This window comes from Klebsiella sp. AqSCr, assembly GCF_008452795.1.
Lineage (GTDB): Bacteria > Pseudomonadota > Gammaproteobacteria > Enterobacterales > Enterobacteriaceae > Klebsiella > Klebsiella pneumoniae.
Genome location: NZ_MJDM01000005.1, coordinates 564,071 through 581,807, shown reverse-complemented (window position 1 = coordinate 581,807; position 17,737 = coordinate 564,071). Strand labels below are relative to the sequence as shown.

The window sequence follows — 17,737 nt, the reverse complement described above, 5'->3', positions numbered from 1 at the left end:
CCCGCGCCTTGCCGGCGGCGCGACGTTGCGCTTCCGGCAACACGGCTTATGCTTGTGAAGAGTTTATTTTGCCGCAGGAGCAGCCTTTGGAGCGTATTGACCACATCCTGGTCGTCGACGACGACCGCGACATCCGGGAACTGATAGTCGACTATCTGGAAAAATCGGGATATCGCGCCAGCGGCGCGGCGAACGGCAAAGCCATGTGGTCGGTACTCAAAAACCATAAAATTGACCTGATTGTGCTGGATATTATGATGCCGGGCGAGGATGGCTTAACGCTCTGTCGCCAGCTGCGCGCCAACCCGCAGCAGGATATCCCGGTGCTGATGCTCACCGCCCGCACCGATGACAGCGACCGGATCCTCGGCCTGGAAATGGGGGCTGACGATTATCTGATTAAGCCCTTTGTGGCCCGCGAACTGCTGGCGCGCATCAAAGCCATTTTACGCCGCACCCGGGCGCTGCCGCCCAACCTGCAGATCACCGAGGCGGGCAGGCTGATCGCCTTTGGCGACTGGCTGCTCGACACTGCCGCTCGCCATTTGCTGGACGACAGCGGCGCCATCGTCGCCCTCAGCGGGGCGGAGTATCGGCTGCTGCGGGTGTTTCTCGACCATCCCCAGCGGGTGCTGAACCGCGATCAGCTGCTCAATCTGACCCAGGGACGCGACGCGGAACTGTTTGAGCGGTCGATTGACCTGCTGGTGAGCCGACTGCGCCAACGGCTACGGGAGGATGCCCGCGAGCCGGCCTACATTAAAACGGTGCGCAGCGAAGGCTATGTGCTGTCGGTGCCGGTCTCCATTCGCGAGAGGCATGAATGAGGTTTTGGCCCGCCTCGCTGCAGTCGAGGCTGATGGCGCTGCTGTTTCTGGCGCTGCTGCTGGCGAATACCTTAACCCTGTCGCTGCTGTTTTATGAGCGTATGAGCAGCGCTCGCAGCGTGATGCTGGGGAATCTGGCTTCCGATGTCGCCACCAGCGTGGCGATCCTTGACCGCCTGCCGGCCGCTGAGCGCCCACAATGGCTGCCGAAGCTGGCGCGCGGCAATTATCGCTATCTGCTGGACGCCGGGGAGCGCGGCGATTACCCGGCCAGCTGGCGCGCCCGGGACGCTGCCCGCTCCCTGCAGGAGGCGCTGAGCGCGCAGTATCCGGTAAGTATTGTGGCGATCCCCGGCCCGCGGCAGCATATTCAGGCCCATATTACCCTTCACGACGGCGCGCCGTTAACCCTCGACCTGTGGCCGAAACTACCGGCCATCGCCCGCTGGCTGCCGGTGGTGCTGATCGCTCAGTTTGTCCTCTTGCTGGCCTGCGCTTGGTACGCGGTTCGCCAGGTATTGCTGCCCATCTCCCGCTTTACCCACGCGGTAAATGCCCTGGAGCCGGCCAGCGACACGGCGGGAACTATGGCCGAGCAGGGGCCGGAGGAGGTGCGTCGCGCCGCCCGCGCGTTTAACGCGATGCAGGCGCGCATCCACGATCATCTGCAGGAGCGAGCGCGGATCCTTGCCGCCATCTCCCACGATCTGCAAACCCCGATAACCCGAATGAAGCTGCGGGTGGAGATGGCCGACCAGCCGGAACTGCGCGATAAGCTACTGCAGGATCTCGACAATATGACCCGTCTGGTGCGGGAGGGCATCGCCTTCGCCCGCACCTCGCAGCCGCTGGAGGAGGCGCGACAGCGGCTGAATCTCGATGCGTTTCTCGACACCATCGTCTGCGATTATGCCGATGTCGGCCGGCCGGTCCAGTTTTGTCCCGAAGAGACCGCCGGGGTGGTGTGGGTCCCGCCGCAGGCTCTGCGCCGGGTGATGACCAATCTTATCGATAACGCCTTGAAATTCGGTACGACGGCCACGGTAACCCTGACCCGTGACGCCGTGGGAGATATCACCCTTCATGTGCTGGATGAGGGGCCGGGGATCCCGGAGGCCTCGCTGCAGGAGGTGCTGCAGCCGTTTTATCGCCTGGAGGACTCGCGCAATCGCGATACCGGCGGCACCGGCCTGGGGCTGGCGATCGCCGCGCAGCTGGTCAGCCAGATGGACGGCGCGCTGCGCCTGGCCAACCGCCCGCAGGGCGGCCTGGACGCCAGCGTTCGCCTTGCCGCGGCGGGATTGTATCCTGCTGTATCTCCGGGAAAGACGGATAACTAAGCCGACAATTCTCCCCCTTTCCCGACACATTCGCCTTACATGGCCTTGCTGTAATGTCGTGGCTGCCACTCTCGGCAGCGACGGCATAATGAGGAGAAGGCGATGTCGATATTAATTGCATTTTTGGGCGGAATGTTAACCCTGCTGAGCCCCTGTACGCTGCCGGTGATCCCGCTGCTTTTCGCCAGCGTCCGGGGCCGCCGGGGGCAGCTGGCGATCATGCTGGCAGGAATGGCGCTGATGTTCGGCGCTGTCTCCTGGCTGGTGACGGTCGCCAGCGGCTGGGTGGTGAATCTGACCCTCGCAGGCCGCGGTCTGGCGCTGGCGTTCTTCGCCCTGGTCGGGCTGAGTCTGCTTTCGCAACGCGTCGCGCAACGGCTGACCTCACCCCTGGTAGCGTTGGGGAATCAGCTTAACGATGCCAGTTCACGCCAGCGCGGCTGGATCGGTTCTCTGCTGGCCGGGCTGGCGGTGGGCCTGCTGTGGGCGCCGTGCGCCGGGCCGGTATTGGGGGCGATACTTAGCCTGGGCTTTGTGCATCCGGGGCAGGCGACTACCGGCGGCTTGCTGCTGGCCTACGGCAGCGGCGGGGCGCTGATGTTATTCCTGCTGGGGTGGTGCGGGGCGGCGTTGATCGCCAGATTGCGTCGCGGACAGGCGTTCGGCGAACGGCTGCGCCGGTTGGCAGGGGGGGCAATGCTGGCCTCGGTGGCGCTGATCGCTAGCGGCGGCGATCGCTATCTGCAAAGCGCTGGTGGACTGAGCCAGGCGCTGGAGCAGCGGCTGGCCGCCCGTCTGCCGCAGCCGGAGCAAAAGACCAGCCTCCAGCCGATCGCCGCGCCGCAGCCCAGCAGCGCGATGCCCTCTCTGGCGGGGGGCAGCGCATGGATCAACAGCCCGGCGTTAACTCAGGAGCGTCTGAAGGGCAAAGTGGTGCTGGTGGATTTCTGGACCCGGGAGTGTATCAACTGTCAGCATACCCTGCCTTACGTGCGCGACTGGGCGAACAAATACCGCGCGGCGGGCCTTGTGGTGATTGGCGTTCATACCCCGGAATATCCCTGGGAGCGTTCGTTGCCCCTGCTGCGCCAGGCGGTGAAGGACTGGCGGGTAACCTACCCGGTGGTGGCGGATAATGAGTACGCCATCTGGAACGCCTTCGGCAATCAGTACTGGCCGGCGCATTACATTTTCGACGCTCGCGGACAGCTGCGTTATACCGCATTCGGCGAAGGGGATTATGCCCGCCAGGAGCAGGTGATCCAGCAGCTGCTGCAGGAGAGCAAAGCTTGACCCGCGGCGCAGGCGTCTGGCGGACGGATCTCTCCAGCCTTTATACCCGATGCCGGGCGGCGCTGCGCTTGCCCGGCCTACATCAGCACGCAGGGAGAATGTAGGTCCGGTAAGGCGCAGCCGCCACCGGGCATTGAAGCGGGAGAGGCGCTGGGCTGGGCTGCGCTACGCTTGCCCGGGAGACAGAATGTGGAGGGGGTAACAGATGCTGCCGTACGGTTCCCTCTCCCTTCAGGGAGAGGGTTAGGGTGAGGGTGAATGGAAATGACGTGACAGTGTCACCTGTCGAGCCATCCCTGCAGGGCCTCGGTCATCAGTTCGCCGAGCAGCGCCACGGCGGCGGAATGGTGTTCCTCACGCGGGGTTTGTCGCAGGCTGACGGCCAGACTTCCTGGCGCTGGCAGGAGTCCTCCTGCGGGGCGCAGGTTGCCTGGCATGCCGATGCGGGTGCGTATCGTCAGGCCCAGCCCGGCCTGCACCGCCGCCCAGATGCCGCTCAGGCTGTGGCTGACGAACACCACCTGCCAGGGGATCCCCGCGGCATCGAGACAGGCAATGGCGCGGGAGCGCATCAGACACGGGCTGTCGAACATCACCAGCGGCAGCGGCTCGCCGGAGACCAGCAGAGCGCGAATATCCAGGTCAGGATGCGCAATCCACGCCAGCGGGCAGAGGCCCAGCCCGGAACCCTGATCTTCGTTTTGCCACAGCAGCGCCAGATCCAGCGCCTCTTCCGCCAGCGCCTGGTGCAGCGGACCATTGCGATCCACCCTGGCGACTATCCGCACCTGCGGATGATGCCGTTTAAATTGCCCGAGGATCCCCGGCATCAGCGATTCGCCAAAATCTTCCTGCATACCAAGGTGGATCTCGCCGGTGAGCCGCTCACCCTGCAGCGCGCGCAGGGTTTCATCATTGAGCGCCAGCAGGCGTCTGGCGTAGCTCATCAGCTTTTCGCCTTCCGCGGTGAGCACCAGATGCCGCCCCTGTTTGGTCACCAGCGCCGCACCGCACTGGCTCTCCAGCTTTTTAAGCTGGGCGCTGACCGCGGAAGTGGAACGCGATAGGCGCAGCGCTGCCTGGGCGAAACTGCCGCACTCCATGCCGGTCACAAAGCTGCGCAGGGCGTCGAGATCCAGCCCTGGTAAGCGTTTCTCCATCATCATCCCCATTTTCAGGACGTTTATCCTGAACGTTGTTATTTTCGGGATAGTACTGTGGCATCGCGAGAGGCAGGGGTCAACGGGCCCTGCGAAGAGAGCATTAGCGGTGCGGAAAGAAATAAAAAAAAAGCCGATAAGGACATTATCGGCTTATTGCAGGCAAGGCTGACAGCGGGGCGGCAGGCGCCGCCTCGCTAAGGCAGGTTATTGCGCCAGCAGCTCCTGAGCGGTGTGCTCCACCAGGTTCAGCAGAACCTTCACGTCATCCAGCGTCACCACCGGGTTCAGCAGGGTCAGCTTCAGGCAGGTAACGCCGTTGTGCTCGGTTACGCCGACGTTAGCGCGGCCGGAGGCCAGCAGGGCGTCGCCGACGCGCTGGTTGAGCAGCGCGATAGCCGCCGCGTCGCTCCCGGCCATCTGCGCCGGACGGGAACGGAACAGCACGCTCGCCAGCTGCGGCTGCATCACCAGCTCCAGCGTCGGCTGCGACTTCACGTACTCCGCCACGTTTTTCGCCATCGTGACGCCGTGATCGATGATCGCCGCATACTGTTTCTGGCCCAGCGCTTCCAGACCCATCCACAGCTTCAGCGCATCGAAGCGACGGGTGGTCTGCAGCGACTTAGACACCAGGTTCGGTACGCCGTGTTCTTCATCGAACTCGGAGTTCAGATAGGCCGCCTGATAACGCATCAGCTCGTAATGGCGCGCGTCCTTCAGCAGGAAGGCGCCGCAGCTGATGGTCTGGAAGAACTGCTTGTGGAAGTCCAGGGTAACGGAATCCACCAGCTCCAGACCGTCAAGGTAGTCGCGATACTGCTCAGACAGCAGCAGGGCGCCGCCCCAGGCTGCGTCAACGTGCAGCCAGATCTGATGTTCCGCAGCGATACCGGCGATGTCGCGCAGCGGGTCGATAGCGCCCGCGTCGGTGGTGCCGGCGGTGGCGACGATCGCCATGATCTGCTCGCCGTTAGCCTGCGCTTGCGCAATCTTCGCCTGCAGGTCGGACACGTCCATCCGCGCGAATTCGTCGGTTTTCACCAGCGTTACCGAGCGGTAGCCGAGGCCCATCAGCGCCATGTTCTTCTGCACCGAGAAGTGGGCGTTTTCCGAGCACAAGACTTTGTACTTGCGGATATCTCCCGGCAGCCCATCCTGCTGGATGGAGTGGCCCTGACGGGCGAAGAAGGCGTCTCGCGCCAGCATCAGGCCCATCAGGTTGCTCTGGGTGCCGCCGCTGGTGAAGACGCCGGCGTCGCCCGCCGGAAAACCGACCCGGGCGCGCAGCCATTCGATCAGCTTCATCTCGATAATGGTTGCCGACGGGCTCTGATCCCAGGAGTCCATGCTCTGGTTGGTGGCGTTAATCAGCACTTCCGCCGCCTGGCTAATCACCAGGCTCGGGCAGTGCAGGTGCGCCACGCACTGCGGGTGATGCACCGACAGGCTGTCTTTCAGGAAGTACTCGATCGCACGATCAATCGCCGCCTGGTTACCCAAACCCTGTTCGTTAAATTCTAGGGAGATACGCTCACGCAGCTCGTCAACGCTTTTCCCCTGATACATCTCAGGTTGCTTCAGCCACTGCACAACGGCCTGGCTGGTCTGCTCGATAACCTGCTGATAGGCTTCAACGCTCTGCGCTGAACCAGCAAGAATCGGATTCAATGTGGACATGGCGGTCACTTACTCCACTCAGACCGGTTTTACGCCGGCGGCCAGCAGGGCCTGTTCAAATTTGTCGAGGAACACGTCCAGCTCCGCGTCGCTGATCAGCAGGGACGGCAGCAGGCGCAGCACGCAGCCGTGACGACCGCCACGCTCGAGGATCAGGCCCGCTTCGAAGCATTTCTTCTGCAGCAGGGCAGAGAGTTCGCCGTCAGCCGGGTAGCAGCCCATGTGATCCTGCGCTTCGTTCGGCTTGACGATTTCGATACCGATCATCAGACCGAGACCGCGAACGTGGCCAATCACCGGGTAGCGTTTCTGCAGCTCGGCCAGTTTACCTTTCAGCCACTCGCCCTGGGCGGCGACTTTGTCGGCGATCTTGTTGTCGCGCAGATGACGCAGGGTGGTCAGGCCGGTGGCCATCGCCAGCTGGTTACCGCGGAAGGTGCCGGTGTGGTGACCCGGTTCCCAGGCGTCGAACTGCTTTTTAATGCCCAGCACCGCCAGCGGCAGCCCGCCGCCAACCGCTTTCGACATCACGATGATGTCCGGCTGAATACCGGCGTGCTCGAAGGCGAAGAATTTACCGGTACGGGCAAAGCCGGCCTGCACTTCATCGACGATCAGCAGAATGTCGTGCTCTTCGGTCACTTTGCGGATGCGCTGCAGCCACTCGACCGGCGCCGGGTTCACACCGCCTTCGCCCTGAACGGCTTCAAGGATCACCGCCGCCGGTTTACGGACGCCGCTCTCCACGTCGTTGATCAGGTTTTCGAAGTAGTAGGTCAGGGCTTTCACGCCGGCTTCGCCGCCGATGCCCAGCGGGCAACGATACAGGTGCGGGTAAGGCATGAACTGGACTTCCGGCATCATGCCATTAACCGCCGCTTTCGGCGACAGGTTGCCGGTGACGGACAGCGCGCCGTGGGTCATCCCGTGATAGCCGCCGGAGAAGCTGATCACCGCGGTACGACCGGTGTATTTTTTCGCCAGCTTCAGCGCGGCTTCCACGGCGTCAGCGCCGGACGGGCCGGTGAACTGCAGGCAATATTCTTTCCCTTCGCCCGGCAGGCAAGAGAGCAGGTATTCGGAGAAGCGATCTTTTAACGGGGTGGTAAGATCGAGAGTATGTAACGGCAAGCCGCTGGTAATGACACTTTGGATGCTCTGCAATACATCAGGGTGGTTGTGGCCCAGAGCGAGAGTACCGGCGCCCGCGAGGCAGTCCAGGTACTGTTTGTTATCCGCATCCGTCAGCCACACGCCTTCGGCTTTAGTGATAGCCAGCGGCAGCTTACGCGGGTAACTCCTGACATTCGATTCGAATTCGGCCTGACGGGCCAAAAAGGTTTCGTTGTTTGCGTCTAATAAATCGGCACGTAAAGTATCAATACGGACTTTATCCGTCATCATATCACTCCCACAACCAGCATTGCGGTTGAACGCTGGTTGAATAATTGGTGTAAGAAATTGAATTGGCATTCATAAAGCGCGCACAATATATGGCTTTTTAAATCCGCATTCAACGTTTTATTGATTGCGCTATTTTGACGTTATTCTTACCAGGGGCAAAATTAACGTAACTTGCTGAATTATAATAGAACAACGCTCTGTCACTATAACCCTTTAAAGTGTAATTATTAGTGAGAAAGTCTCTATATTTTTATTGCCGCTACGTTAAAGCGCTGACGGAATGCCTTCCGTCAGCGATAGCAAGACTCAATGCAGTTCCACCGCATAATTTGTTAAAGGTGTAACTTTTTTCACCAACTTATTGTTATATAAAAACTGTTCGTAAGTCTCGTAGCGCGCTTTATCCAGCGCTGCCGGATCGGTGGCGAACAGGGGCACGGTTTGCAACCACGCCTGGTGGTTGAGTTCGGTCCTAAGCTCCGGGTGGGCGGCGGCGAACGCCTCCCAGCTCTTCTGCGGATGGGCGCGCAGATAGCCCACTCCCTCCTGCAGGGCGGTGAGGAATTTACGGATCTTCGCCTCATGAATTGCGTCGCGATGGGCGACAATCACCAGCTCGTCATAGGCCGGCACGCCGTAATCTTCGACGTTCATCACCACCGGCGTTTTGCCCTGCAGCTTCAGCTCCTGCGCTTCTATATTACGATAGCCGCCGATAACCGCGTCCACCTGGCCGGCCAGCAGGGCGCTGGTCAGCTGGAAATTGACGTTCACCAGTTTGATGCTGGCCGGATCGATCCCCGCATGTTGCGCCATGGTCGCCAGGGTGGCCTGCTCAATGCCGCTGACCGAGTAGCCCACCTTCTTGCCTTGCAGATCTGCCGGGGTTTTGATCTGCTTATCCAGGGCGATAACCGTATTCAGCGGCGAATTAATCAGAGTCCCTACACGCACCAGCGGTAACCCTTCGTCAGCAAAGAAGTGCACCTGCGGCTGGTAGGTGATGGCCAGATCCGCTTGACGGGCGGCCACCATGCGCGGAGGCAGCGCGGGATCGGAAGGGGGGATAATCCTGACGTCCAGCCCCTGGGCCTTAAAGGCGCCGATCTGCTCGGCCACCATAATCGGCGCATGGTCGGGATTAATGTACCAGTCCAGCACCAGCGTCAGCGGTTCATTGGCCAGCGCGTGGCCGCTGAACAGGGCCGTCAAGGTTGCCCCGGCGAATAGCGACTTTTTCATCTGTTTTCCTTTATTACGTCATTCTTATTCCGGCGACCAGTCGATCAGCCGGTGTAGCAGGGTATCTACCGCCAGCCACAGCAGGAGGGTCAGTAGTACTAAAATAAACAGCGCGGCGAAGCAGATATCGGTTTGCAGTCGCGCATTGGCGTTGAGCATGACGTAGCCCAGCCCCTCGGCGGAGCCGACCCATTCGCCGATGATCGCGCCAATGGGCGCCACCGCCGCCGCCATGCGCAGGCCAGAGCCCAGCGCCGGCAGGGCGGCCATCAGGCGGACATGTCGCAGTTGCGCGCCGAAGGAGGCATTCATGCTGCGCGCCAGATCGAGATACTCCTGGTTGACCCGCCGCAAGCCATCAAAGAAGGCGGAAGTCACCGGAAAGAAAATCACCAGCACCGCCATCGCCACTTTGGCGCTCATGCCAAAGCCCAGCCACAGCACCAGCAGCGGGGCGAGGGCAAAGACCGGGATCGCCTGACTGGTGAGCACCAGCGGCATCAGCCAGCGCTGCAGACGGGGGGAGAGGATCATGCCCAGCGCCAGGGTGACGCCGAGCGTCACGCCCAGCGCCAGGCCGCTCAGGATCTCACTGAGCGTGATAAGCGTATGCCAGCCGAGATAGGCGCGATTAACCCATAGCGCCTCGGCGACCGCCATCGGGGACGGTAAAAGAAAATGGGGAATGCCGCTGCGGCTGGCCAGACCCCAGAGGAGCATCAGCCCGCCGAATACCATGCCGCCGCGCCAGAGACGTCCAGTCATGGTTGGGCCCTCATCAGCTGCTGCAGCAGGGCGGCCTGGCCGATCAGGAGATCGGGCGCGTCCGGCGCGCGCGGAGGTGTGCCGGCGAGGTGATGGCTATCATCAATGTCGCCGTCGGCCGCCGAGAGGACCAGCAGGCGGTGGCTCAACCGGCAGGCCTCCTGCGGATCGTGGGTGATAAGCACCACCGTGCGACCGGCCAGCAGGGTGGCCGCCAGGGTCTGAATGCGCGTACGGTTGAGGGTATCCAGCGCCGAGAAAGGCTCATCCATCAGCACGATGGGGCGATCCTCATACAGCGTGCGCGCCAGCGCGGCGCGCTGACGCATGCCGCCGGAGAGAGTCGCCGGGCGGGCGTCGGCGCAGGATGAAAGCTCAACCTGTTCAAGCAGAGCGGCGACCCGGGCACGATCGACTTTTTCACCGCGCAGCCGCGCGCCGAGGGCGACGTTGTCCCGAACGCTCAGCCAGGGGTAGAGCAGATCTTTCTGCCCCATCCACGCCAGACGGCCCTGAATCGGTTGCCCATCGCTGGCGACCACTTCTCCGCGGGTGGCGGGCGCCAGACCGGCCATTACCCGCAGCAGGCTGGTTTTGCCGGCGCCGCTGGCGCCGAGCAGCGACACCCACTGCCCGCCGGGGACCGTAAACGACAGGTTGTCGAACAGCCGACGGTCGCCGACATGCAGGCTCAGGCCACGGACCTCGATACCCGGCGCCGTCACGCCCGGGTCTCCGCCGCGGCGTTGAGGCCCATCTGCCAGAACTGCGCCTCAAGGCGGGTGGCGGTGGTGAAAATCTCGCTCAGCTCAGTGATTCGCGCCTCGCTCCCGCGCTGCTGCCACACCGTTTCCAACAGCGCCAGCGCGGCGCTGACGCCCTGCAGATAGCCTTCATCGCCATAGTTGCGGATCCATGAGGCGTAGGGGTTATCGTCCAGTCGGGTGGCGGGATGCTGCAGCAGGCCGAGACCGATTTCGGCGTAGCCCGCGACGCAGGGCATCAGGGCGACCAGCAGATCCAGCGCGTCACCCGAGTGGCCAATATCCAGCACGTAGCGTGTATAGTTGAGGGTTTCGGGGGCTTCAGGTTGGGCGGCCATCTCCGGTTCGCTAATCCCCCACTGGGCACAGTAGCCGACGTGCAGCGGCAGTTCGTTGAGGATGGCATTCATTGAGGCGGCCGCGGCCCGCATCTCCGGCAGCGCGCGCAGTTTACTCACCAGCAGCGCGTAGCTGCGGGCAAAGTGAATCAGAAACAGATAATCCTGGGTCAGATAGCGACGAAAGGCGTTTTCCGCCAGCGTCCCATCGGCAAGTTGCTGGACGAAAGGATGCGCCACATAGCGCTGCCAGTCAGCGGCGGCCAGCTGGCGTAAACGGCCGTAAAGACCTTGGCTAAAAGCGGGAACGATCACAGGACCTCCATTTATTCAGGGGAGATCCGGGCGTGCAGGGGTGTGAACAGGCAATGGCGGTAATGCTGGCAAAATTGCCGACCCGTCCCTTCGCTGGCATGACCCAGATCAGGTTCAAAGGGTTCGGCTTGCGCCATCTCAGCCCTCACGGGACACCCCTCGGTAGCGCTATGTTATACGACATTCACCTTTTGAATACAATCACCGCGCCACCTTGACGCAGGATGATGGTAATGGGGGATAGCCAGCGCTTTTCCGCGCAAGAACTACTAACCACCGGGCCGCGACGAACGGAAGAGCGGCTTTTACGCGCGCAATAGTTTCGTTGTCGGCGCTGAATACCGTTTTTAACTAAAACCGCAGGCGCTATCTGCCGGTAAGATGCGCGCACTTTTATTGCTGTGGAGAGGCTGTTGATGCGTAAAGCCTTCTGGCTATTATTCGCGCTGGCGCTGCCGGCGCTGGCGCTGCCGGCGCTGGCGCAGGATCCGGTGCTACCCGCCGTGACGGCGATCCATACGGCGCCCACCCTCGGTGAGCTGCCGCCGCCGGAGTCGCTGCGACCGTGCTGCGCTTTTGGTTACGACCTGCACGTGCGCGCGGCGGGCATTCCGATCCCGATGTACCAGATCGGTAATGTGTTGACTCTGGGTACGCTGGGTAAGCACCATTACAACGACAGCGCGTTCGGTGCGGTGAAAAATCTGCTGGGGCTCAGCGAGGAGCAGAACGGGCTTATCTATACCCGCCGCGGCGGGTTTATTGATATCGCCCATGTGCGCGATACGGCGGACAACACCTTTTATCTGTTCAATCGTATTGCGCCGACGCTGGGTCAGGCGGGGCGGATCTTCTACAGTGAAGAACTGGGCGTGCGCCGCGTGCAGCTGAATGCCTTTACGCCGCCGGCGGGCGTCAGGCAGCGCTATCAGCTGGCGGCCTGGCTCGCCGGGCATCTGGCCTTCGAAATCGCCCAGTGGCATGAGATCGCCCAGTGGTATGGCTTCCAGTCGGTCCCCGGGTTTTCCGAAGAGATTTCCGCTTTTTCGCCCGAGGATCTCTACTCCAATTTACTGGGCGCGAGGCTGGCGATTAATGTCATCCTCAGCGGCCACGGCGGTTCGCTGGAGGATTATAACCAGGCCATGGATGCGGCGCTGAAACAAGTGCTGACCCGGCTGCTGGTGGCGACGCGCGGAGAGACGGAAGCGATGTTTCAGCAGATCGACGGCGACTGGTGGAACAGTCACCGGCGGGTGCCGGATAAGTTTCTGGTACTGAAGCGTAACTACGATCTACAGGAAAACCGGCTGCCGACGCCGGTCCCATTCGAAACCATGCCGCCGTATCGCCTGACCATGCCGGAGCAGGTCGGGGGATTCCGCTTACGCGACCTCGGCGAACTGCAGATCTATCCAGGGCACGATATGCAGGCATTGCCGGTTCCCGCGCAATACTATGGCGCCGGAGCGTTCCAGGGGCTGGCGGACCGCGCCCATGAGGCGGATAAAACCCAGCTGGCGCGGACAGAAAAATAGCCGTAAAGGCTCAGGACGAACGCCCTGAGCCGGCGAGTTAGCGGAAGTCGACCCAGCAGGCACCGTTGTCGGCAGAACGCACGCAGTTTTCCACCCAGCGGACGCCGAACGCCCCGGCGCGGGCGTCCGGGTACCAGAAGTCGGCCAGCAGCGCCTCGTCGCGACGGTCGGCGGCATCCATGGCGATGGCGAAGCGGCGATAGAGATTCGACCATGCCTCAAACAGGCCCTCGGGATGGCCGCCGCCGATGCGATCATCCTGACGCGCCAGCGGATCGAGATAGTCCATACCGCGCTCGAGGATGCGCACGGGTTCGCCCTGGATTTCGTAGCGTAGCTGGTTGGGCTGTTCATCCCACCATTCGAGACTGGCTTTTTCACCGATGATTCGCACCTTTTGCCCGTGCATCGAACCGCAGTTGACGGCGGAGCTCCACAGTGAGCCGATGGCCCCGTTGTCATACTCCATCAGTACATGGGCGTTATCTTCCAGCGGCGCGCGGCTTTTGACGAAGCTTTGTCTGGCGCACATCAGCCGGGTGATCTTCAGCTGCGGGGCCATGGTTTCGACCAGAAACAGCGGATGGGTGGCCAGGTCGCCCAGCACATAGCTGGGGCCGACGAAGCGGGGATCGACCCGCCAGCGGGTACTGGCATTTTCCTGTTCCACCGGCTGGGCGTGAAAACCGTGGGCAAACTGCATATTAACGATACGGATATCGCCCAGCAGCCCGTCGGCGATCATCTGCCGGGCCTGCAGGATCAGCTGGTGGCCGGCATAGCCGTAGGTCACCCCGATAATCTTGCGCCGCCGCTGGCTGAGCGCCACCAGCTCGTCAGCTTCCTCGCTGCTGAAGCACAGCGGCTTTTCGCACACCACGTGCAGCCCGGCCTCCAGCGCGGCCCGGCAGATGGCATAGTGGGTGTTATTTGGCGTGGCAACTGACACCGCCTGAATGCCGTCAGGCCGGGCAGCCTCGCCGCGGAACAGGCTTTGATAGTCGGCGTAACAGCGGTCGGGATCCACCCCCAGCTGTTGGCCGAACTGGCGTCCGCGCTCGGCATCAATATCAAAGGCGCCGGCCAGCAGCGTGAAGGTGTTATCGCGCAGCGCTGCAGAGCGGTGAATATAGCCGATCTGGCTGCTGCCGCCGCCGCCGACCATGCCCCAGCGCAGGGTGCGGTCGAGAGGTTTTAAACCGTTAATCATGTCGTGCCTCCTGTCAGAATCCGACGTCGCGCAGATAGCGCAGACTTTCCGTGACCGCCTGCAGGCTGCCTGCGGCATGGCGCGGGTCGCGCTCTTGTTCAATGGTTATCCAGCCCTGATACCCCCGGCGGGCAAGAAAGTCTTGGATAGCCGGATAGTCAATGGCGCCGCTGCCGAGCGGGCACATCACCCCTTCGGCGCAGGCAGTGAAGAAGTCGATACCTTCATGGATAGCGCGCTGATAAACCTGCGGGTCGACATCCTTGAAGTGCAGATAGTCCAGGCGGTGGTAATAGCGATCCAGCCAGTCGAGCGGATCCATCCCGGCGTAATAGAGATGTCCGGTGTCCAGACACAACCCGGCGACGTCGTGCGGGATATCGTTGGCCAGCCGCTCGATCTCATCCGCGAATTCAATGCTGCCCCCGGCGTGCGGATGGATAACCGCCCGCACACCGTACTCCTGCCAGGCGAGGGTGCTAAGGGCGATAATGTGCTCCATCATGCGCTGCCAGTCTTTGTCATTGAGGCGCGGAGCCAGCGCGCAGCGCCCGGCAAAGCGCGCCCGTTCGGGGTTGCCGAAGTCGATAATCACCAGATAGGGCGGCTGGAAAGGGCGGCCCGGGATCGGTTCGGCAGCGGCTACCTGCGACAGATTGCGGCAGATTTGATGGGTCAGCGCCACCAGGGTGGGGAAATGGGCCTCGCTCACCAGATCGTCAAAGATCGTGCCGGCGACCAGCGACAGCTGATGCTGCTCCAGCGCCGCGCGCAGGCTGGCCGGATCGGTGGGGAGATAACCCCAGGGGCCGAGCTCAATGCTGCGATAGCCAGCCTGCGCCGCCTCCTTAAGCACGGTAGCCCAGGCAGGGAGGTTAGGGTTTTTCGGGTCATCGACGCCCCAGCTGCAGGGGGCGTTAGCGATAGGATGTATCATGTCGGCTTCCTTTTTCATACAAGGGATGCCGCTGAGTATTGAATAAAGATTTCATTGTCAACAATGATGGAATTTTGATTTTATGATAATCATCATGATTTTAATTGATGGATATTTTGATAATTTTTTATCAAGTCGAGAGGTGGCGCGGTCCGCCCGATAACCATCTCCGCTGGAGACGGAGCCGGAAATTTACATATTTTCTTTGGTGATGATATCGAAAGGCTGAGGGAGTGAAATCACCTCGCTATGGGGGCGTGAAGCGGCGTCCGCCATGGCGCGCAGCGTAACGGCGGCAAACTCATCCAGCCGGTGGTTAAGCATGATGTCGATGGTGCCATCGATCAGGGCCAGTTCACTGTCGCTGAGCGGACCGTGGCAGACCAGAGCGATCTCCTGCTGACGGCCGCTGTCGCGCAGCGCGTCGACGATCCCTTCGACGCCGCCGCAGGGGGCGTAGATCGCCTGCAGGGCCGGGTACTGAGTCAGCATCTGTTCCGTCACGGTCCTGGCGATATCCGCCCGTTCATGACTGCGAACCGGCTCAAGGATCTGTTGCCCCTTGCCCTGTTCTCGCAGGCAGGAGCGAAAGCTGATCTCACAGCTTTCCTGGCAGGTAAAACGATTATCGCCAATGATAATGCCAATTTCACCATTCCCCCGGCATAAGCGCTCGATAAACCAGGCGGCGGTGCGCCCGGCTTTATGATTATCGAGGCCGATATACCCGCTGCGCTGGGGGACCGATAGATCGGAAAGCAGGGTGAGCACGCGCACGCCGCGGGCGGCGGCCCGGGCCACCGCGTGGCGAATCAGCGGGTGATCCAGCGCCACCAGGCCGAGCACCTCCACTTCATCGCTGAGTCGGTGAATGGCCTGAGCCATCGCTTCCACCGCATCGATGGCAAAATGCAGTATCACCGGCGCCTGGCCCGCCGGTAGCCATGGGGCAGCCTCGCGCGTCAGCGCCCGGGCCAACGGCAGGTAGAAGGAGTGGCTCTCCTGCAGCAGGATAAAGCCCATTCTGATCGTGACCGGCGCTTTGCCGGCAGCCAGGCGATAGTGGGGCTGCTCGAGGGTAAAACCCAGCCGGCGGGCGGCCTCCAGCACGCGCCGCGCCGTGGACTCTTTCACCGCCGCGCGCTTATTGAGCACCCGGTCGACGGTGGCTACGCCGACGCGCGCTTCACGCGCAATGTCGGCAAGGGTGATTTTAGTGGCGATTTTTTTCAAGGTATTTGTCGCTATGAATGAGCGTAATGATAGAAACTATCACGGTTAGCCTGGGCAGAAAAGCGACTCTCTGCCCGCCCTGGCCTATGCCGCTGTGCCTGCCGGGTAACCCTGTTGGCGATGCACACTCTGTGATCAAAAGCGACTACCCGTTCTGGCATCGCTGCTATGCTGTTGAAATAAAATTATTATTAAAGGCAGCATCGCTTCTGTTGGTTAAACTGCGCGCAAAGTCACCCTCAGAGGGCTTTACTGGGCGCATAACCGACTATACTTGGCGCGCTCGCGCGTAATTGCGGTTTCTCGGTGTCTATTTTGCTTTCACTTTAAACCAGCGTTGGGGCTGCACAGCGTTAAGTGCCGTTCCGCGCCGGCAGTGGGTCGGTTTGGGGCCTGTATGTTATTAAAAGAGCTGGCTGTTTTTGAGGTCTTAAGCACCCCGATATGGGTAGTTCATCCTTTTAACGAAAGGGTGGTCTATGCCAATCAGGCTTCCCGGACATTGAGCGGCGAGATGTCGCTCAATGAGATGCGTAACGGTATTTATTCCACCTGTCCGGAAACGCAACTGCAGCACTACCTTCGCTATCTCGACACCATGAGCGAGATATTCGAAGTCTGGACGTTACCCACCGCCAATGGGTTGCAGTCGGTGTATTGCAAAACCACCCTGATTGATACCGAAGACTGTGGTTGCTTGCTGCTGTTTGAAGCCGTGAAGCTGCTGGCGCAAAATCAGTCGATTCATACCGGCTCCCGCCGCTACCAGCGGCGTAACAATGGCTTTTTCGCTCGCTTTTTTATGACCAATACCGCGCCGATGCTGTTGATTGACCCTCATAAAGATGGCCGGATTGTCGATGCCAATATTGCCGCGCTACGTTTTTATCATTATTCCGATGAGGAAATGCGCACCAAACATACCTGGCAAATAAATACCCTGGGCCGGGACGTCATCCCCATTATGAATAATATTGCCAGTCTGCCTGGCGGTCATAAACCGCTTAATTTTACGCATATTCTGGCTGACGGCTCGCTACGTCATGTCCAAACTTATGCCGGGCCGGTGGTGCTGTATAATATTCGACTGATGCTATGCATCATTCACGATATCACCGAAGAAGTGCATCTGAAAAAAGAGCTGGAATTTTCCGCCGCCCACGATCCGTTAACCGGCTTGCTTAATCGCCGGGAGTTTCACCGTCTGGTTGAGGCGCCAACTTTTATCCCCCGGGGTTATTGTCTGCTGTTAATCGATATCGATCATTTCAAGAGCATTAATGATATTCACGGCCATCAAAAAGGCGATGAGGTCCTGCTGGTGCTCTCTCGTATTCTGGAAACGTCGGTCGACCGCGAAGATAAAATTTATCGCTGGGGTGGAGAAGAGTTTCTGCTTTTTTTGCCCCATTCGCCGATCGGCCGCGCGCTGATACTGGCGGAGGGGATCCGCCAGGCGGTTAGCGAATACCAGACGCTGTCGGTGACCGTCAGCATCGGCGTGGCTGAACATCATGACGGCGAAACGGTTGATCAACTGTTTTCCCGCGTCGATAAAGCGCTGTATGCGGCAAAAAATGACGGGCGTAATCGGGTGACGCGCATGCCTTTTGACAGCTCTGAGCGACGGCGCAGTAGAGATGGCGCCGCCTGAATAAGCCCCCGCCTGTAGTGGGTTAGCCTGCGTTAAG

Annotated in this window: 15 protein-coding genes, 1 pseudogene and 1 riboswitch; of the genes and pseudogenes, 6 read left to right on the top strand and 10 right to left on the bottom strand. The window is 61.0% G+C overall.

The window, feature by feature from the left end; translation table 11 throughout:
* Positions 1-86: 86 nt before the first annotated feature.
* From BHE81_RS06690 to BHE81_RS06680, 3 genes are all read left to right on the top strand, one after another.
* On the top strand, positions 87-827 hold the full coding sequence (locus BHE81_RS06690) for a response regulator (RefSeq protein ID WP_023278971.1): 741 nt from the start codon (positions 87-89) through the stop codon (positions 825-827).
* Positions 824-2,167, top strand: coding sequence for an ATP-binding protein (locus BHE81_RS06685; protein WP_023342792.1), 1,344 nt, complete (start codon positions 824-826; stop codon positions 2,165-2,167). The genes BHE81_RS06690 and BHE81_RS06685 overlap by 4 nt, the downstream gene beginning before the upstream one ends.
* Positions 2,168-2,269: 102 nt before the next feature.
* The gene (locus BHE81_RS06680; protein ID WP_023342793.1) at positions 2,270-3,460 is read left to right on the top strand and encodes a cytochrome c biogenesis protein/redoxin; all 1,191 of its coding nucleotides are present in this window, start codon (positions 2,270-2,272) and stop codon (positions 3,458-3,460) included.
* 278 nt (positions 3,461-3,738) lie between these two features.
* Here the strand turns inward: BHE81_RS06680 and BHE81_RS06675 are convergent, their stop codons facing one another.
* The 7 genes from BHE81_RS06675 to tenA form a co-directional block, all read right to left on the bottom strand.
* Complete coding sequence (locus BHE81_RS06675) at positions 3,739-4,632, bottom strand: LysR substrate-binding domain-containing protein (protein ID WP_016831594.1); 894 nt, start codon at positions 4,630-4,632, stop codon at positions 3,739-3,741.
* A 195-nt stretch (positions 4,633-4,827) separates the two neighbouring features.
* Positions 4,828-6,309: a pyridoxal phosphate-dependent decarboxylase family protein gene (locus BHE81_RS06670; protein WP_073545874.1), complete on the bottom strand. Its 1,482-nt coding sequence runs from the start codon at positions 6,307-6,309 to the stop codon at positions 4,828-4,830.
* Positions 6,310-6,318: 9 nt separating this feature from the next.
* On the bottom strand, positions 6,319-7,704 hold the full coding sequence (locus BHE81_RS06665; protein WP_072198359.1) for a diaminobutyrate--2-oxoglutarate transaminase: 1,386 nt from the start codon (positions 7,702-7,704) through the stop codon (positions 6,319-6,321).
* A 306-nt stretch (positions 7,705-8,010) separates the two neighbouring features.
* Positions 8,011-8,946 carry an ABC transporter substrate-binding protein gene (locus BHE81_RS06660; protein ID WP_023342795.1) on the bottom strand — a complete coding sequence of 312 codons (936 nt, stop codon included), beginning with the start codon at positions 8,944-8,946 and terminating at the stop codon, positions 8,011-8,013.
* A 24-nt stretch (positions 8,947-8,970) separates the two neighbouring features.
* Positions 8,971-9,711: an ABC transporter permease gene (locus BHE81_RS06655; RefSeq protein WP_004143673.1), complete on the bottom strand. Its 741-nt coding sequence runs from the start codon at positions 9,709-9,711 to the stop codon at positions 8,971-8,973.
* A complete protein-coding gene (locus BHE81_RS06650) occupies positions 9,708-10,436 on the bottom strand; it encodes an ABC transporter ATP-binding protein (RefSeq protein ID WP_023342796.1) in 729 nt (242 codons plus the stop codon). Before BHE81_RS06650 ends, BHE81_RS06655 begins: the two co-directional genes overlap by 4 nt.
* The gene (tenA, locus tag BHE81_RS06645; RefSeq protein ID WP_015958456.1) at positions 10,433-11,128 is read right to left on the bottom strand and encodes a thiaminase II; all 696 of its coding nucleotides are present in this window, start codon (positions 11,126-11,128) and stop codon (positions 10,433-10,435) included. The genes BHE81_RS06650 and tenA overlap by 4 nt, the downstream gene beginning before the upstream one ends.
* Before the next feature lie 68 nt (positions 11,129-11,196).
* A riboswitch (TPP riboswitch) is annotated at positions 11,197-11,298 on the bottom strand.
* Between tenA and BHE81_RS29100 the strand changes: the two are divergent.
* Both BHE81_RS29100 and BHE81_RS06640 read left to right on the top strand, forming a co-directional pair.
* Positions 11,299-11,479 (top strand): annotated as a pseudogene (locus BHE81_RS29100) (hypothetical protein).
* Between the two features lie 65 nt (positions 11,480-11,544).
* Complete coding sequence (locus BHE81_RS06640) at positions 11,545-12,666, top strand: DUF4056 domain-containing protein (protein WP_023301905.1); 1,122 nt, start codon at positions 11,545-11,547, stop codon at positions 12,664-12,666.
* A 37-nt stretch (positions 12,667-12,703) separates the two neighbouring features.
* On the opposite strand, the gene BHE81_RS06635 is transcribed toward BHE81_RS06640, so the two are convergent.
* From BHE81_RS06635 to BHE81_RS06625, 3 genes are all read right to left on the bottom strand, one after another.
* Positions 12,704-13,876, bottom strand: coding sequence for a Gfo/Idh/MocA family protein (locus BHE81_RS06635; protein ID WP_015958454.1), 1,173 nt, complete (start codon positions 13,874-13,876; stop codon positions 12,704-12,706).
* Between the two features lie 13 nt (positions 13,877-13,889).
* Positions 13,890-14,813 (bottom strand): TIM barrel protein, encoded by a 924-nt coding sequence (locus BHE81_RS06630; RefSeq protein ID WP_023301906.1) that lies wholly within the window; start codon positions 14,811-14,813, stop codon positions 13,890-13,892.
* Between the two features lie 192 nt (positions 14,814-15,005).
* Positions 15,006-16,046: a LacI family DNA-binding transcriptional regulator gene (locus BHE81_RS06625; protein ID WP_009485818.1), complete on the bottom strand. Its 1,041-nt coding sequence runs from the start codon at positions 16,044-16,046 to the stop codon at positions 15,006-15,008.
* A 397-nt stretch (positions 16,047-16,443) separates the two neighbouring features.
* On the opposite strand from BHE81_RS06625, the gene BHE81_RS06620 reads away from it, so the two are divergent.
* Entirely contained in the window at positions 16,444-17,700 is a 1,257-nt protein-coding gene (locus tag BHE81_RS06620; RefSeq protein WP_021314003.1) for a sensor domain-containing diguanylate cyclase, read from the top strand.
* Positions 17,701-17,737: the final 37 nt, after the last annotated feature.

Coding starts and splice junctions, on each gene's coding strand:
- BHE81_RS06660 (WP_023342795.1), bottom strand. CDS start 8,946: ATGAAAAAGTCGCTATTCGCCGGGGCAACCTTGACGGCCCTGTTCAGC.
- BHE81_RS06680 (WP_023342793.1), top strand. CDS start 2,270: ATGTCGATATTAATTGCATTTTTGGGCGGAATGTTAACCCTGCTGAGC.
- BHE81_RS06675 (WP_016831594.1), bottom strand. CDS start 4,632: ATGGGGATGATGATGGAGAAACGCTTACCAGGGCTGGATCTCGACGCC.
- BHE81_RS06620 (WP_021314003.1), top strand. CDS start 16,444: ATGTTATTAAAAGAGCTGGCTGTTTTTGAGGTCTTAAGCACCCCGATA.
- BHE81_RS06665 (WP_072198359.1), bottom strand. CDS start 7,704: ATGATGACGGATAAAGTCCGTATTGATACTTTACGTGCCGATTTATTA.
- BHE81_RS06630 (WP_023301906.1), bottom strand. CDS start 14,813: ATGATACATCCTATCGCTAACGCCCCCTGCAGCTGGGGCGTCGATGAC.
- BHE81_RS06635 (WP_015958454.1), bottom strand. CDS start 13,876: ATGATTAACGGTTTAAAACCTCTCGACCGCACCCTGCGCTGGGGCATG.
- BHE81_RS06685 (WP_023342792.1), top strand. CDS start 824: ATGAGGTTTTGGCCCGCCTCGCTGCAGTCGAGGCTGATGGCGCTGCTG.
- BHE81_RS06640 (WP_023301905.1), top strand. CDS start 11,545: ATGCGTAAAGCCTTCTGGCTATTATTCGCGCTGGCGCTGCCGGCGCTG.
- BHE81_RS06655 (WP_004143673.1), bottom strand. CDS start 9,711: ATGACTGGACGTCTCTGGCGCGGCGGCATGGTATTCGGCGGGCTGATG.